Origin of the sequence: Verrucosispora sp. WMMD1129 (genome assembly GCF_029581255.1) — a bacterium.
Classification (GTDB): Bacteria; Actinomycetota; Actinomycetes; order Mycobacteriales; family Micromonosporaceae; genus Micromonospora; species Micromonospora sediminimaris.
Genome location: NZ_CP120741.1, coordinates 4227932 through 4243801 on the forward strand (window position 1 = coordinate 4227932; position 15870 = coordinate 4243801).

The window sequence follows — 15870 nt, forward strand, 5'->3', positions numbered from 1 at the left end:
TTGTCGAGTCGCTGAACAAATTAGTTCCGTTAGAACGATTAATGGCAAGGCTTCAATTGATAACAGTTCGGTAAACGCAAGCGACATTCCCGCACAGCCCGGCCAAACCACCACGGCCGCCGGCCCGCACCTCGGGCAGAGGTACGGGCCGGCGGTGGTGGTCCGGTCAGATCGGCCGACTACCCAGGCGTGAGCCGGAAGTAGTCGAACGCGGCCGTCTTCGAGGCGGTCTGGTTGGCGCCGAGAGTGAACAGGCCCACCCTCGGGGTCGTCCCGACCGCGGTGCTCGTCAACGTCCCCACGGTCGTCCAACTCGTGCCGTCGGCCGAGTACGCGGCGGTGAAGGTGTTTCCGCTACGCGCCAGCCGCAGGTGCCAGATTCCCTGGGTCAGGCCGGTCGCCTGCGGCTGCGTACTCTGCACGACCCCGGCGACCTCGCTGCGGAACTCGATCCGCCGCGAGACCGCCTGACCGGCCGCGTTGTCCGTCACGTAGTCGAACTTGAGGTAGTTGTCGTCGTCGGCGTAGACCAGCAGACCAGCCTGCTGGTACTGCTCGTTGAGCAGACTGCCGTCGACCCGGGTCTGCATGGTCCAGTTCCCGGCCGGGCTGTTCTGGAGGATGAAGTTCGTCGGCCCGGTGTTGCCGGTGCCGTAGATGTCACCGTTCGGCACGTCGATGCGCAACGAGCCGTCGGTCACCCGGTACCGGGTCGAGTCCTCCCGCACCACGGCGTTCCACCGGCACTTCTCCAGGCTGGTGCCGGTGAACTCGTCCGACGGTGCGACGACGCCCGTGGTGGCGTCCGGGGTGATCCGGAACCAGTCGAACTGGGCGTTCACCACCGGCGCGGTGGTGCCGCCGTTGAGGGCGAAGAGACCGATCCGGGGGTTGCTGATCCCGGCCAGCGCGGCGGACCGGCCGACCGCGGTGAAGGTCTGCCCGTCCGTCGAGTAGGCGGCGGTCAGGTTCGTCCCGTCACTTGTCAGTCGCAGATGGATGGTGTCACCGGTGGGCGCCGCGGTGGAGTCCGCGCTCTCGTTGCGCGGGGTGCCGGCGGTCTCCCGGAGGAACTCGACCTTCCGGTTTCCACCGTAGACCAGGTCCAGCTTGGCGTAATTGTCGTCGTCGCCGTAGATCAGCAGACCGGCCTGCTGGTAGTCGGCCCGGGCCGCCACGGTGACCCGGGTGGTCGCCTGCCAGGCCCCGCTGGGCGCGGGCTGGAGCACCAGGTTCGTGGCGTCGTTGCGGGTGCCGTAGAGGTCACCCGCCGCGGTGGGCAGCCGCAGCGAACCGTCGGCGAGGGAGTACGACTCGGTCCCGCGCACCACGCCGGTCCACCGCTGACGATCAAGGGAGGTGCCGGTGAACTCGTCGGACCGCAGTTGCCCCGGCTCTGCCTGGCAGGGATTGCCCGCCCCGTCGACCCGGATCGGCACGCTTGCCTGCCCCCGCGCGCCCCGGCTGTCGGTGACCGTCAGGGTGGCGGTGTAGCTGCCCGGCGTGGTGTACGTGTGGGTGGCGCTGAGCGTGTCCGCGCTCTCACCGTCGCCGAAGTCCCAGGCGTACGTCAGGGGGGTGTCCCCGTCCGGATCGGTCGCCGTACCGGTGAAGGCCACGGCCAGTGGCCCGGTCCCGCTGGTCGGGGTGGCCGAGGCGGTGACCGTCGGTGGGGCGTTGCCGCTCACCCCGGGGCCCACGAAGTCCATCCAGTTGACGTTGAACAGGGTGCCGGAGCCGCCGTTCGGGTCCCGGGCGACGAAGTACAACGCGCCCTCCGCGGCGGCGCCGTTGGGTATCTGCGCGGTGATGTCGGTGTACGTCTGCCACCCTCCGGTACCGGTCACGTTGGCGGTGGTGATCAGTGGTCCGTCCGCGGCTCCGGCGCGTACCTCGATCCGGCCGCCGGAGGTGGCCGAGGCGACCCGGAACTGGATCGAGGTGACGCCGGTCAGGCTGGCCGGACTCACCGACCACCAGTCGCCGTCCTCGATGAATCCGATGTTCTGCCCACCGCCGGCGGTGTCACCTGTGGTCTCCCGCTCCACCCCGGCGGTGCCGCCCCCGGTGGCGCCCGTCACCCGCCCGGTGGCGGAGTAGTACTCGGCCTCCTTGCGTTTCGGCTGAAGGACCACAAGCGCCCGGCCGGTCTGCGGCTCGGCCCCGTCGGACCCGCCCTGGTCGGTGTAGGTCGCCTCCAGCACGGTGAAGACGTTCGCCTCCGCCCCGTGGCCGTCGGCGAGCTGGGTCTGCACCGTGCCGGTGCAGCCGGTGTGCCGCTCCAGCGGGTGGGCGTGCTCGTCGTGGCCGAGCAGGACCTGGAGTTCGACCTCGTCGCAGTCGATCGTCCCGTCCTCCGGGTCGGTGACCTTGACGGTGTAGGCGACCTGGTCACCCCAGGCGAAGAAGCCACCGTCCGGCGGGAACTCGATGGTCACGGTCGGTGCCGTGTTGCCGACGGTGATCGGCACGTTCGCAACCGCGCTCCGTCCCGCCGGGTTGGTCACCCGCAGCTGCGCCGTGTAACTCCCGGACTGGGTGTACGTGTGGGTCGGGTTGGCCTGGGTGGAGGTGCCGCCGTCGCCGAACGTCCAGGCGTAGGTGAGCGCTCCGCCGTCGGGGTCGCGTGAGCCGGCGCTGGAGAAGGTGACGGCGAGCGGTGGCGCTCCGGAGGTGGGGTTCGCCGAGGCGACCGCGATCGGGGCGCGGGCACCGGCCGTGTAGTCGATCCGGTAGACGCCGGAGTTGTCGTTGTTGCCGCCGAAGCCGCTGCCCCACTCGATCAGGTACAGCGCGCCGTCGGGGCCGAACTCGAAGTCCATCGGCCGGACGAAGGTCATCTGGTCGAGGATCCGGTTGATGTCGACAAGGGACTTGCCGTCCCGGCTGACCTGCATGGTGTACATCCGCGACTGGTTCCACTCGCCGAACATGGCCTTGCCGTCGAAGTACGCCGGCCACTGGCGGCGGGACGAGATGGTCGGGTCGTACCGGTAGACCGGTCCGGCCATGGGCGCTCCACCGCCGCCGATCTCCGGGTACCGGGAGTCACCGCCGTAGCCGTAGTCGACGGTGGCCGGGATGGCCGCCGGCAGGTTGGTCAGACCGGTGTTGTTGGGGGAGTTGTTCACCGGCGCGGCGCAGTTGAACTTCGATCCGCTCGGGCCGGACGGGAACTGGTAGTCGTTGTACGCCTGATTCGACCCGTGGCAGTACGGCCAGCCGAAGTTGCCGGGCCGGTCGACGATGTTCCACTCCACCAGTCCCGCCGGGCCCCGGTTCGGGTTGCTGGTGGTGGCGTCCGGGCCGTAGTCGGCGACGTAGAGCACGTCGGTGACCGGGTCGATGCCGATCCGGAACGGGTTGCGCAGACCCATCGCGTAGATCTCCGGCCGGGTCCGCGCGGTGCCCGGGGCGAACAGGTTGCCGGCCGGAATGGTGTACGTCCCGTCGGCCTGCGGCCGGATCCGGAGCACCTTTCCGCGCAGGTCGTTTGTGTTTCCGGCGGTGCGCTGCGAGTCGTAGTCAGACCGGCCGGAGCGCTCGTCCAACGGGCTGTAGCCACCGGACTCGAAGGGGTTGGTGTTGTCCCCGGTGGCCAGGTACAGGTTGCCGGCCGAGTCGAAGGTCATCGTCCCGCCCATGTGGCAGCAGGTGTTGCGCTGCGTGGGCACCTCCAGGACGACCCGCTCGCTCGACGGGTTGATCGTGTCTCCGGTGACTGTGAACCGGGACAGGTGGTTGCGGGAGCCACCCGCGCTCGGGGCGTAGTAGAGCCAGACCCACCCGTTGCTGGCGAAGTTGGGGTCGAGCCGGATGCCCAGCAGGCCGTCCTCGTTGCCGGCGAAGACGCTCAGCCGCAGCGCGGTGACCGTCTGGCCGGTGTCCGGCTTGATGATCTGCACCCGGCCGTCGCGCTCGATGTAGAACACCCGCCCGTCGGGGGCGATGTCCAGCTCCATCGGGTTGCTGGTGTTGCTGTCCAGCGTCACCTTCTCGAAGCTGGCGGCCCGGCCGGCACCGCAGTCGGCGTGCACCACCCCGGCAGCGGTCTGGATACCACCGAGCAGGTGTTGCCGGAACTCGGCGTTGGCGAAGGAATCCTGGGTGTGCCCGCCACCTGTGTACCAGGACCGGCCACCGTCGAAGTTCTGGCACCAGGCGATCGGGTGGTCGTGCCCCATCGCTCCGCTGCCCGGGCTGTAGCTGCGCTCGTCGAGCGAGGCCAGCACCTGCACCTGACGGGCGCGGGGGTTGGTGCGGAAGTTGTACCACTCGTCGTATCGGGACCACCGCTCCGGCAGGTGCCGGGTCGACTCGTGGGTGGTGTCCTCGACCTTCACCGTCGCCGTCTGGTTGGCCGGGTGGTTGTTGAAGTAGGCACCGACCAGTTGGCCGTACCAGGCCCAGTCGTACTCGGTGTCCGACGCGGCGTGCACGCCGACGTATCCGCCACCGGCGCGGATGTAGCGCTCGAAGGCCGCCTGCTGGCTGGCGTTGAGCACGTCACCGGTTGTCGACAACCAGATGACCGCCTGGAACCTGGCGAGGTTGGTGTCGGTGAAGGCGGCGCTGTCCTCGGTGGTGGTGACGGTGAACCCGTTCGCCGTGCCGAGTTGCTGGATCGCGCTGATGCCGGCCGGGATCGAGTCGTGTCGGAATCCGGCGGTCTTGGAGAAGACCAGGACGGAGAACGGCTCCACCGCCGCCGCGGCGACCGGAACGGTTGGGCGGGCGGCCTGAGCGGCGGCGGGGCCGGTGATCGGGGCCGGTGCGGCGGCCAGGATGAGTGCAAGGGCGAGTAGCGCCATGGTGACTGCGGCGAGCGGGGCTCGGCGCCGACTGAGTCGGGGCACGAAGATCTCCTCTGTCCGTGGGACGGTTCGGAGTGGACGGCGGTGGTCACTCCCGTCGGTCCGACCGCCCATACCTGACGAGCGAGGTCTGGGTGCCGACTCAGCCGATCCGATCACTCAATTTGCGTTAGTGAATCTAGTTTCGAGCAAGGTGGAGCCTTGTAACGTTTTGGTAACGGGGCCTTTCCTATTGGTGTGAGTCACTGCATATCCGGCCTTTTTCCGGCCGCTGTGCTGCCGCGAGTCCGTTCAGCAGGCCGTGGCGGAGTCGGCATGACCGGGTGGCCCGCGCCGCCACCGGCGGCGCGGGACGGGCTTGGCGGAGCCGGCGAAACGACGTACGGTGACACCCAACGAACCCACGGGAGCCCGGTGTACCGGGCTGAGAGGGGGGCTGTGAGCCCCCGACCGTCGAACCTGATCCGGGTAATGCCGGCGCAGGGAGGAGTGTTGCCGTGCCGTCCCTGGGACGACTGCATCTGATCACCGACACCCGAGCCGGGCGGGATCCGCTCACCGTGCTCCGTGCCGTGCTTCCGGTGGCCCACACCCAGCTGGTGGTGCAGGTCCGCGTGGAGGACAGCGCGACCGACCGGCAGGCGTACGAGCTGACCCGGCAGGTGTTGGCACTCGGTGCGCCGTACGGAGTGCCCTGCCTGGTCAACGACCGACTGCACGTGGCACTGGCCACCGGCGCCGCCGGCGGCCACGTCGGTGCCGACGACCTGCCCGTGGCGGCGGCCCGGGAGGTGCTCGGACCGGCGGCGGTGCTGGGCGCCACCGCGCGGGAACCGGCAACCGCGCTCGCGGCGGTAACCGCCGGGGCGAGCTACCTGGGGGTGGGGCCGTGCCGCGCCACCGCCACAAAGGACGGGCTGCCACCGCCGATCGGTGTGGCAGGTGTCCGGGCGGTGGCCGAGGCGGTCGAGGTGCCGGTGATCGCCATCGGTGGGGTGACGGCGGCGGACGTGCCCGAGTTGCGGGCCGCCGGCGCGTACGGGGTGGCGGTGGTCGGTGCGCTCTCCGGAGCCACCGATCCCGCCCGCGCCGCCGCCGAGCTGGTTCGGGCGCTGACATGACCGGCCGCCCCGCCACCACCAACGTGGTGTCGCAGCGCCGGCCCGATGTGGCCGTCGTGGGGGGCGGGCCGATCGGGTGGGCGGTCGCCTGGCGGTGCGCGGCGCGCGGGTTGCGCGTGGTCGTGCACGATCCGGCACCCGGGTCGGGCGCCTCGCACGTGGCTGCCGGCATGCTGGCACCGGTCGCCGAGGCGTACTTCGGCGAGCGGGAGCTGACCGCCCTGCTTACCGAGTCGGCCGGCCGCTGGCCCGGGTTCGCCGCCGAACTGACCGAGGTGACCGGCACCGACATCGGCTACCGGACCGAGGGCACCCTGATGGTCGGGCTGACCGTCGACGACCTGGCCGAGGCGCGTCGGCTCTGGGCGTACCAGCAGGAGCTGGGGTTGCCGGTGACGCCGCTGCGCCCGTCGCCGCTGCGCGACCGCGAGCCGGCGCTGGCGCCCCGGGTGCGCGGCGGCGCGCTCGCCGCCACCGACCATCAGGTCGACCCGCGCCGGCTGGTACCGGCGCTGCGGCTGGCGGCGGAGCGGGCGGGAGCGGTGCTGGTCACCGAGCCGGTGCGCCGGCTGTCCGACGTCACGGCCGGCGCGACGGTGGTCGCCGCCGGCTGCGGCAGCGCGGCCCTGACCGGCCTTCCGGTCCGTCCGGTCAAGGGACAGGTGCTGCGGCTGCGCGCGCCGGATGGCGGGCCGCCAGGCTTTCGGCACGTGATCCGGGGGTACGCCGATGGCGAGCACGTCTACCTGGTGCCGCGCGACAGCGGTGAGGTGGTCGTCGGCGCGACCGTCGAGGAGCGCTCCGACCTGGACGTCTCCGCCGGAGCGGTGCTGCGGCTGCTGCGGGCCGCCGTCGATCTGCTGCCCGAGATCGCCGAGTACGACCTGGTGGAGACGCTGGCGGGGCTGCGCCCAGGCACACCGGACAATGCGCCGATCCTGGGCCCGTTGCCAGGGCACCCGGACGTCCTGGTCGCCACCGGCCACCACCGGCACGGGATCGTGCTGACCCCGGTCACCGCCGACCTGATCACCGATCTGGTCACCGGGGAGGGCAACTCCGACACACTGCTGGCGCCCTTCCGGCCGGACCGGTTCGCCGACCCGCCCGGCGGCGTGGGCGCACCGGTTGCTGGCACTTTTCCGCACTCGACGGAGGACAACTCGTGGAACTGACGGTGAACGGTGCCGGGCGCAGCCTGCCGGACGGACTGACCGTGGCCGACCTGGTCCGCGACATCACCGGCCAACAGCGCGGTGTCGCGGTGGCGGTCAACGGTGAGGTGGTGCCGCGTACCGGTTGGCCGGCGACGGTGCTGCGCGGCGGCGACCGGGTCGAGGTGCTCAGCGCCGCCCAGGGCGGGTGAGTCGGATGGACAGCGAATCGAGCGCCTTCGAGCTGGGCGGTGTGCGGTTCAACTCCCGGCTGATCCTCGGTACCGGCGGAGCGGCCAACCTGCACGTGCTGGAGCAGGCGATCCGGGCGTCCGGCACCGAGCTGGTCACCCTGGCGCTGCGCCGGGTCGAAACGGTGTCCGGCGGCTCGGGCGGTCTGCTGGACCTGCTCGACCGGTGTGGGGTGCGGCTGTTGCCCAACACCGCCGGCTGCTACACGGCGGGCGAGGCGGTGAAGGTGGCCCGGCTGGCCCGGGACGCGTTCGAGACCGACTGGGTCAAGCTGGAGGTGATCGGCGACGAGCGGACGCTGCTGCCCGACGGGGTGGAACTGCTGCGCGCCGCCGAGGAACTGGTCGACGACGGGTTCACCGTGCTGCCGTACACCTCCGACGACCCGGTGCTGGCACGGCGGCTGGCCGACGTCGGTTGCGCGGCGGTGATGCCGGCCGGCGCGCCGATCGGCTCCGGCCTGGGGATCAACAATCCGCATCACATCCGGCTCATCCGGCAGGACGTGAGCGTGCCGGTGATCCTGGACGCGGGGATCGGCACCGCCTCCGACGCGGCGCTCGCCATGGAGCTGGGCTGTGACGCGGTGCTGCTGGCCAGCGCGGTGACCCGGGCCGCCGACCCGGTGGCGATGGCCACCGCGATGCGGTACGCGATCGCCGCCGGCCGCCTCGCCCACGCCGCCGGTCGCATCCCCCGCCGCTTCCACGCCCTGCCCTCCACCCAAGACGAAGGCCGCCCCCACCTGTGACCGCACAAGCTGATCTCGTGAATCTTGGCCTGGGAGCGCCCCTCCAGGGGCCGGTTCGTACCAAGATCCAAGTGCCCTCGGGGGTCGTGCTGCTGACGGATCGGCGGGTGGCGCGGGGTGGGCTGGTTCGGGTGGTGGCGGCGGCCGTGGCCGGGGGAGTGCGCTGGGTGGTGCTGCGGGAGAGGGATCTGCCGCGCGTCGAACGCCTCGCCCTCGCCGTCGAACTGCGGTCGATCCTGACCGCGGTCGGCGGAACTCTCCTCGTCGCCGGCCCCGACCCGCTGCTGGGCGACGATCCGGGCCGCCCGGCCAGCGCCGAGAGAGCCGGCTCCCGCACCCCGGCCGGCGCCACCGGCACCGGCAGCTCCCTGACCGCGCTGCATCTGTCGGCGGCCGGGCCGTATCCACCGCCCCCCGCCGACCTGGTCGGCCGCTCCTGCCATGACCCGGCGGAACTGCGCCGGCTCACCACCGAGGACTACGTGACCCTCTCACCGGTCTTCCCCACCCGCACCAAGCCCGGCTACGGCCCACCCCTGCTCGCCGCAGGGCTGGCCGAGCTGATCCGGCTGAGCCCGGTGCCCGCGCTGGCCCTCGGCGGCATCGAAACCCCCGACCAGGTACACGCCTGCGTCCACGCCGGAGCCACCGGAGTGGCAGTCCTCGGCGCCATCATGCGCGCCAACGACCCACAGCAGACAGCAAGCACCCTGACCGCCGCCTTCCACGCCACGACCGCTCCGGAACCCGCCAAGAATCCGCCAAGCTGGCACGTTCCGGCGGGCGATGACCACGACGGGGCTGCGGCCGACCGTGCCCACGCAGGGATCAAGCCTGACCGCCCGGAGTGGGCACGGTCGGCCGCAGCCCCCAACCGCAACCACAAGACAACCCCAGACCAAGAGGAACTGCCGTGACCCCCACCACCGTGCTGACCGTCGCCGGTTCCGACTCCGGTGGCGGCGCCGGCATCCAGGCCGACCTGAAGGTCTTCGCCGCGCTCGGCGCGTACGGCACGAGCGTGCTGACGGCGGTCACCGCGCAGAACACCCGGGGCGTGGACGCGGTGCTGCCGCTGCCCCCGCGACTGGTCACCGATCAGCTGGACAGCGTGCTGTCGGACTTCGCGGTACGGGCGGTCAAGACCGGGATGCTGGGCACCCCGGCCGTGGCGGCCGCGATCGCCGACGCGGCGGCGGCCGACCGGCTACCGCAACTGGTCGTCGACCCGGTGCTGGTGGCCACCAGCGGACACCAGCTCGGCGTGGTGGAGGCGGTGGAGCGGTTGCTGCCGTACGCCCGGGTGGCCACACCGAACAGCGCGGAGGCCGCCGCCCTCACCGGGGCGGCCGTGACCGACGTGGCGGAGATGACCACGGCGGCGCGGGCCCTGGCGGCTGGCGGACCGGAGTGGGTGATCGTGACCGGCGGCGACGTGGACGCCGGTGCGGAGGCGGTGGACGTGCTGCACGGCCCGGATGGGACGACGGTGCTGCGTGCCCCGCGGGTGCCGACCCGGCACACCCACGGCACCGGTTGCTCGTTCTCGGCGGCCGTGACGGTGCGGCTGGCGCTGGGCGATCCGGTGCCGGTGGCAGTCCGGGCGGCCAAGGAGTACGTGACCCGGGCGCTGACCGGCGCGCGGGACTGGGAGCTGGGCGCGGGCCGTGGACCGATGGACCACTTCGGCTGGTCCGCCTGATCAGGGAGGCTGTCATGCAGGCACGTCGCAAGGTGTACGTCGAGGGACCACGGCCGGACGTCCGGGTGCCGTTCGCGGAGGTGGAGCTGACCGGGGACAACCCGCCGGTACGGCTCTACGACACCTCCGGACCGGGCTCGGATCCAGAGGTCGGGCTGTCGCCGTTGCGGGGACCATGGATCGCCGAGCGGGCCGACGTGGCACCGGTACGCGGTGCCGGAACTCCACTGGCCGGCTCGGACGGCAAGCGGCCGACGCAGCTCGCGTACGCCCGTGCCGGTGTCGTCACGCCGGAGATGGAGTTCGTGGCGATCCGCGAGGGGTTGGCGCCGGAATTCGTCCGGGACGAGATCGCGGCCGGGCGGGCCGTGCTGCCGCTCAACGTCAACCACCCGGAGTGCGAGCCGGCGATCATCGGCAAGGCGTTCCTGGTCAAGGTCAACGCGAACATCGGCACCTCGGCGGTGTCCTCGTCGGTGGCCGAGGAGGTGGAGAAGCTGACCTGGGCCACCCGGTGGGGTGCGGACACGGTGATGGACCTGTCCACCGGCAAGCGGATCCACGAGACGCGCGAGGCGATCGTGCGTAACTCGCCGGTGCCGATCGGCACGGTGCCGATCTACCAGGCGCTTGAGAAGGTCGGCGGTGATCCGGTGAAGCTGAGCTGGGAGGTGTTCCGGGACACCGTGATCGAGCAGGCAGAGCAGGGCGTGGACTACATGACGGTGCACGCCGGGGTGCTGCTGCCGTACGTCCCGCTGGCGGTGGACCGGGTGACCGGCATCGTGTCGCGCGGTGGCTCGATCATGGCGGCCTGGTGCCTGGCGCACCACGAGGAGAACTTCCTCTACACCAACTTCCGGGAGCTGTGCGAGATCCTGGCCCGCTACGACGTGACGTTCTCCCTCGGTGACGGCCTGCGGCCCGGGTCGATCGCGGACGCCAACGACGAGGCACAGTTCGCTGAGCTGCGTACCCTCGGCGAGCTGACGAAGATCGCCTGGGAGTACGACGTGCAGGTGATGATCGAGGGTCCGGGGCACGTGCCGATGCACAAGATCAAGGAGAACGTCGATCTTCAGCAGGAGTGGTGCCACGAGGCGCCCTTCTACACGCTCGGTCCGCTGACCACCGACATCGCGCCCGCGTACGACCACATCACCTCGGCTATCGGGGCGGCGATGATCGGCATGTTCGGCACCGCGATGCTCTGTTACGTCACGCCGAAGGAGCACCTCGGACTGCCCGACCGGGATGACGTGAAGGCCGGGGTGATCGCGTACAAGATCGCGGCGCACGCGGCCGACCTGGCGAAGGGACATCCGGGAGCGCAGGCCTGGGACGACGCGTTGTCGAAGGCGCGGTTCGAGTTCCGCTGGGAGGACCAGTTCAACCTCTCGCTGGACCCGGAGACCGCGCGGTCTTACCACGACGCGACGCTGCCCGCCGAGCCGGCGAAGACCGCACACTTCTGCTCGATGTGCGGGCCGAAGTTCTGCTCCATGAAGATCACCCAGGATCTCAAGGAGTACGCGGCCCGCGGCATGCATGACAAGTCCGACGAGTTTGTCGCCTCCGGCGGACGGGTCTACCTGCCACTGGCCTGACCGGTCGCGGCGGAGAGCGGGTAAGACTTCAGCGCCTCATGTCGGTGTGACGTGATCATGTCACTCAGACATGGGGCGCTGAAGTCTTACCGCCCCGGCAGGCACCCACGGTGAACGAGCGGTGAGCGGTGGGGTCGACGGCCGCTGGGGTGCGGGCAGGTGCTCAGTGTCGGTGGTGCCGCCCGGTCGACCGCAGGGAGCGGCGTGGTCCCTTCGGCGGTGTGGACTCGTCGTCGTCATGTGGCCGGCTGAGCCCGGCGACCCAGTCGACGTACTCCTCGTCCTGCGCCGGCAGCGGTTCGTCCTGCTCGGTCGCGGCATTCTCCGCGGACCGGGGCCGGCCGCGTCGGAACAGCCCACGCCGCGTCTTCTCCGCTTCGCCATCCGGCTGGACGTCCTCGGCCCGGACGGCGGGCGGCTTCGTGAAGGCGGCCGTGAGGTCACGGGCGGTGGCCGCCGTCTCGATGGAGACCTCCGGGGTCTCCGGGAGAGCCGCGGTGATGCCGGGTGATTCGGGCGCGGCAGGCTCGGCCGGCGCGCGACCGAGGTCGGGCAGCGCGAGCCGTTGCCGAGGCCGCGGTGCCACCTCGGGCGGTGCCTCCGCCGCCGAGCGGTCTCCGGCATCATCCGCTGGGGCCTCGGTCTCCATGGTGGTCGGTGCCGCCCGGGGCAGGTCGCTGCCATCGCCCACCGGCGCCGGATCGGTCGCCGCCTCGGGCTCCGGGGTGGTGACCGCGTGCTCGGCATCGTCGCCATCCGGAGCGCTGTCCTGGGGCGCTTCGGTGTCGGTGACTTCCGGGTCGGCCGCTGGCGCGGCCGCCGGTGGTGCGGTGACGGCGACGGCCTGGCCGGGGGGGACCGCATCGCCGGCGGTCGGCGTGGCCGCGGCGGCGGCCGGGTCGGTGTGCGCGATCGGCCAGTGCCAGTGCGGCGGTGAGCCGTCGGCAGCGGCGCGGGAACCGTCGTCGGGGCGGGTACCGCAGGTCGACCGGTCGGTCTCGGTGCCGTCGTCGATAACGACGACCTGGCCCGCCGAGGTGGCCGCCGCGTCGGCCGAGGACGTGGCCGACGCGGGTAGCGCGGGGGTCGCCGGCAACGGTTGAAGGATGGCGGTCGGCTCGATGGCGGTCCCGCTGGTGGGCGCGGCCCGGTGGGCGAGCCCGCCGGTGAGCGGCCAGGGCAGCAGGGCTGCCGCTGCCGAACCGAGCGCGCCGACCAGCACCGCGATCAGCGCCGCGTAGTAGGGGGTCAACTGGTACCGGTCACCCGTGTCACCCGGGCCGGCGGCCAGGTAGGCGAAGGCCACCAGTACCGGGCCGGCGATCCCACTGGGCCCACTGACGAGTGGAGGATGCCCCCGCCACCGGGCCGCCGCCGCGGTCGCCGCGCCAGCCAGCAGGGTCACCATCGGCAGGATCAGCAGCGCCAACTGCTGCGCGGTGCCGGCGGCGAGCCAGGCCGGCTCCAGCACGCCGAGGCGCACCGGGGTCAGCGGGCCGCTCGCCCCCAGCGACGGCAGCACGGACAGCAACGCCAGTAGCCAGACCGCTGCGGCCACCGCCGCCATGTTCCAGGCGAAGGGCGGCCGGACCAGCACAGCCAGCGCGGCACCGGCGCCGACCACCGCGCCGAGCCCGGCACAGATCGCCACGGCCCAGACCGGATCGACCGAGATGAGTTCGGCGCTGCGGGCCGGCTGCATGCACAGCGGTGCCACGACCGTGGCGCCGAGAGCGGCGCTGCCCGCCACGGCCAGTTGCCGCGGGGTGCCGGTGAGTTGCCCGCCGTGCCGGGCCAGCCGCTCGGTGAGCACGGCACCGATCACGGCGGCGTTCGTGGCGAACCAGCCGGCCCAGACGAGTTGGGCCGGCCACTGGTTGATGCTCGCGCCGGTGAAGCTTCCGGTGAGCCGCACGATGCCGAAGCCGAAGGCGAGACCGAGCTGACCGGCACCGGCCAGCAGGCTGAGGCCGAAGGCGGTGAACAGTAGTCGGCTCGATGTCCGATGGGCCATGACCGGCACGTTACGGTCCGTTTCCACCAATCGCCACCGGCACGCCGTGGACGGACGTATGACCTGCTCGCAGCGGGTCTACTTGAGCTCGACCAGCCGGGCCAGGTATGTCGTGTCGCCGACGTTTGTGAGCATGTGCACGGCTCCCGGATCGCGATAGACCACCCCGCCGGTCGGTTCGTCGGCGTCGATCCGCACACCGTCGACCGTCTGCACGAGGTTCTTCGCGCCCTGGACGGCCACCACGAGATAGGGGTGGTCGTGCCGGTGCAGCGGCTGGCGCTCACCGGGCTCCAGCCGGATGTGCCAGACCCGGACCCGGTCGTTCTCGAAGACGATCTCCTGTCCGACCGGGCCGAGCACAGGCTCGGAGCCGGACGTGGCAACCTCGGGTGGCGTCTCGGTCATCGGATTCCGTCCAGTCGGGGGAGCACCTCGGCGGCGATCAGTTCCAGGTGGTCCAGGTCGCTGAGGTCGATCAGGCGTAGATGCACCCGGGTGGTGCCGATCGCTGCGAACTCGCCGATCCGGTCGATGAGTTGCTGCGGTGAGCCGACCACCGGATCCTCGGGTGGTAGAGCGCTCTTGACGTGCAGCGGCGCCGCTCGCCGGCGGGCCTCGCTGTCGGTACGCCCAATCGCCACCACGATGCCGGCGGAGAGCGTCAACGGCCGACGTCCGGTGCCGGGGCGATCGACCCGTTGACTCGCCTCCTGGACCCGCTCGTACGCCTCACGGGCCTGTTCGACGCTGGTGAAGGGGACGTTGAACTCGTCGGCGTACCGGGCGGCAAGCTCCGGGGTGCGCTTGGGGCCCCGCCCACCGACGATCACCGGAGGGCCGGGGGTCTGCACCGGTTTGGGCAGAGCCGGCGATTCGGTGAGCCGGTAGTGGTCGCCGACGTAGCTGAAGGTCCCGCCGGACGGGGTGCGCCAGAGGCCGGTGATCACTTCGAGCTGTTCGGCGAGGCGGTCGAAGCGTTCACTGGTGCTGGGGAACGGGATGCCGTACGAGACATGCTCCCGGGCGTACCAGCCGGCACCGATGCCGAGCTCGACCCGCCCGCCACTCATCTGGTCGACCTGGGCCACCATCACGGCCAGCGGGCCGGGTAGCCGGAACGTCGCCGAGGTGACCAGGGTGCCCAGCCGGATCCGGCTGGTTTCCCGGGCGAGCGCCGCCAGGGTCAGCCAGGCGTCGGTCGGGCCGGGTAGCGCCGGTTCGTCGCCCATGGCCTGGTAGTGATCGGCTCGGAGGAAGGCGTCGAAGCCGCCCTGCTCGGCGAGCCGGGCGAAGCGGAGCTGGTCGTCGTAGGTGGCACCCCGGTGCGGCTCCGTGAAGACGGCCACCCGCATGCTCATCGCGCCACCTCGCTGCGCTCGGCGGCGCGATGAGGCACCATCGCACCGAGCCGAATGATTCCCTCGCTGCGCTCGCTCATCGCGCCACCTCGCTGCGCTCGCTCATCGTCTCCGTGCCAGCTCCCGCCGGCTGGTCGCGTTCCATCAGCAGCTCGTGCAGGTCGGCACTGACCTGGGCGACTTCGGTCAGGTGCGCGTTGCGGCCCAGGGTGCGAGGGCGGGGAATGGTCACCTCGACGACCTTGCGGACGCGGCCGGGGCGCGGGCTGAGCACCACCACCCGGTCGGCGAGCAGCACCGCCTCGTCGATGGAGTGGGTGACGAAGACGACCGTCGCGCCGCTGCGCATGTGTACCCGCTGGAGTTCGCCGGCGAGTTCCTCGCGGGTGAGCGCGTCGAGCGCGGAGAAGGGTTCGTCCATCAGCATGACCCGGGGGTCGCCGATCAGAGACCGGCACAGCGAGACCCGCTGTTGCATGCCACCGGACAGTTCGTGCGGCAGCCGCTTCTCGAAGCCGGAGAGCCCGGCCACGTCGAGCAGGGCACGGGCCCGGTCACGGTGCGCGGCCCGCTTCCAGCCGAAGACCTCCACCGGCAGCAGGACGTTGTCCAGCACGGTGCGCCAGGGCAGCAGGGCCGGCCGTTGGAACAGCATGGCGATGTCCCGGCGCGGTCCGGTGACCGGCCTGCCGTCCACGGTGACCTCGCCGGAGGTGACCGGGATCAGACCGGAGATCAGCCGCAGCAGGGTGGACTTGCCGCACCCGGAGCGGCCGAGCACAGCGACGAACTCACCCTCGGCGACGTCGAGGTTGATGCCCCGCAACGCCTCGACCCGACCGGCGCGGCCGTCGAAGGTGCGGGACACCTCGGAGATTCGGATCATCGCCGACGGGCCTCCCCTGAGTGGATAGTCAGGAACTGGCAAAGGCTATCGGCCCCGGTCCTGTATCGCACCGTCCGGGGTGGACATCACTTTGTATCCGTTCCGCAACCCGGTACGCCTGGCGTCGCAAAGGTGGGGTTCTCGTACGCTGTGCCCGCGAGAGTCCCCCTCGATACGCGGTGTCGGCTTCCATCCGGCTGCCGGTGCC

General features: G+C 71.4%; 11 protein-coding genes, 1 pseudogene and 1 riboswitch. Of the genes and pseudogenes, 7 read left to right on the forward strand and 5 right to left on the reverse strand.

The genetic code is table 11. The features are described from left to right. Positions 1-179: 179 nt before the first annotated feature. A complete protein-coding gene (locus O7624_RS19775; RefSeq protein ID WP_282236843.1) occupies positions 180-4856 on the reverse strand; it encodes a ThuA domain-containing protein in 4677 nt (1558 codons plus the stop codon). A 351-nt stretch (positions 4857-5207) separates the two neighbouring features. Then, positions 5208-5317, forward strand: a riboswitch (TPP riboswitch). Between O7624_RS19775 and thiE the strand changes: the two genes are divergently transcribed. From thiE to thiC, 7 genes and pseudogenes are all read left to right on the forward strand, one after another. Beyond that, entirely contained in the window at positions 5312-5935 is a 624-nt protein-coding gene (thiE, locus tag O7624_RS19780; protein WP_282236844.1) for a thiamine phosphate synthase, read from the forward strand. (Overlaps the previous riboswitch by 6 nt.) Beyond that, positions 5932-7110 carry a glycine oxidase ThiO gene (thiO, locus tag O7624_RS19785; RefSeq protein ID WP_282236845.1) on the forward strand — a complete coding sequence of 393 codons (1179 nt, stop codon included), beginning with the start codon at positions 5932-5934 and terminating at the stop codon, positions 7108-7110. The genes thiE and thiO overlap by 4 nt, the downstream gene beginning before the upstream one ends. After that, positions 7101-7301, forward strand: a complete 201-nt coding sequence (gene thiS / locus O7624_RS19790; protein WP_093403646.1) for a sulfur carrier protein ThiS — start codon at positions 7101-7103, stop codon at positions 7299-7301. The genes thiO and thiS overlap by 10 nt, the downstream gene beginning before the upstream one ends. A gap of 5 nt (positions 7302-7306) precedes the next feature. Beyond that, a complete protein-coding gene (locus O7624_RS19795) occupies positions 7307-8092 on the forward strand; it encodes a thiazole synthase (RefSeq protein ID WP_282236846.1) in 786 nt (261 codons plus the stop codon). Between the two features lie 65 nt (positions 8093-8157). Next, a pseudogene (locus tag O7624_RS19800) lies at positions 8158-8805 on the forward strand (thiamine phosphate synthase); the annotation flags it as partial. A gap of 200 nt (positions 8806-9005) precedes the next feature. Continuing rightward, positions 9006-9794: a bifunctional hydroxymethylpyrimidine kinase/phosphomethylpyrimidine kinase gene (gene thiD / locus O7624_RS19805; protein ID WP_093403649.1), complete on the forward strand. Its 789-nt coding sequence runs from the start codon at positions 9006-9008 to the stop codon at positions 9792-9794. Between the two features lie 14 nt (positions 9795-9808). Beyond that, on the forward strand, positions 9809-11401 hold the full coding sequence (gene thiC / locus O7624_RS19810; RefSeq protein ID WP_282236847.1) for a phosphomethylpyrimidine synthase ThiC: 1593 nt from the start codon (positions 9809-9811) through the stop codon (positions 11399-11401). Between the two features lie 163 nt (positions 11402-11564). On the opposite strand, the gene O7624_RS19815 is transcribed toward thiC, so the two are convergent. The 4 genes from O7624_RS19815 to O7624_RS19830 all read right to left on the reverse strand — a co-directional run bounded on the left by O7624_RS19815 (position 11565) and on the right by O7624_RS19830 (position 15662). Then, positions 11565-13415 (reverse strand): hypothetical protein, encoded by a 1851-nt coding sequence (locus O7624_RS19815; protein WP_282236848.1) that lies wholly within the window; start codon positions 13413-13415, stop codon positions 11565-11567. 78 nt (positions 13416-13493) lie between these two features. Next, a complete protein-coding gene (locus O7624_RS19820; RefSeq protein WP_093403652.1) occupies positions 13494-13823 on the reverse strand; it encodes a cupin in 330 nt (109 codons plus the stop codon). Continuing rightward, positions 13820-14770, reverse strand: a complete 951-nt coding sequence (locus O7624_RS19825; RefSeq protein WP_093403742.1) for an LLM class F420-dependent oxidoreductase — start codon at positions 14768-14770, stop codon at positions 13820-13822. The genes O7624_RS19820 and O7624_RS19825 overlap by 4 nt, the downstream gene beginning before the upstream one ends. An 82-nt stretch (positions 14771-14852) precedes the next feature. Further along, positions 14853-15662: an ABC transporter ATP-binding protein gene (locus O7624_RS19830; RefSeq protein ID WP_282236849.1), complete on the reverse strand. Its 810-nt coding sequence runs from the start codon at positions 15660-15662 to the stop codon at positions 14853-14855. Between the last annotated feature and the right edge of the window lie 208 nt (positions 15663-15870).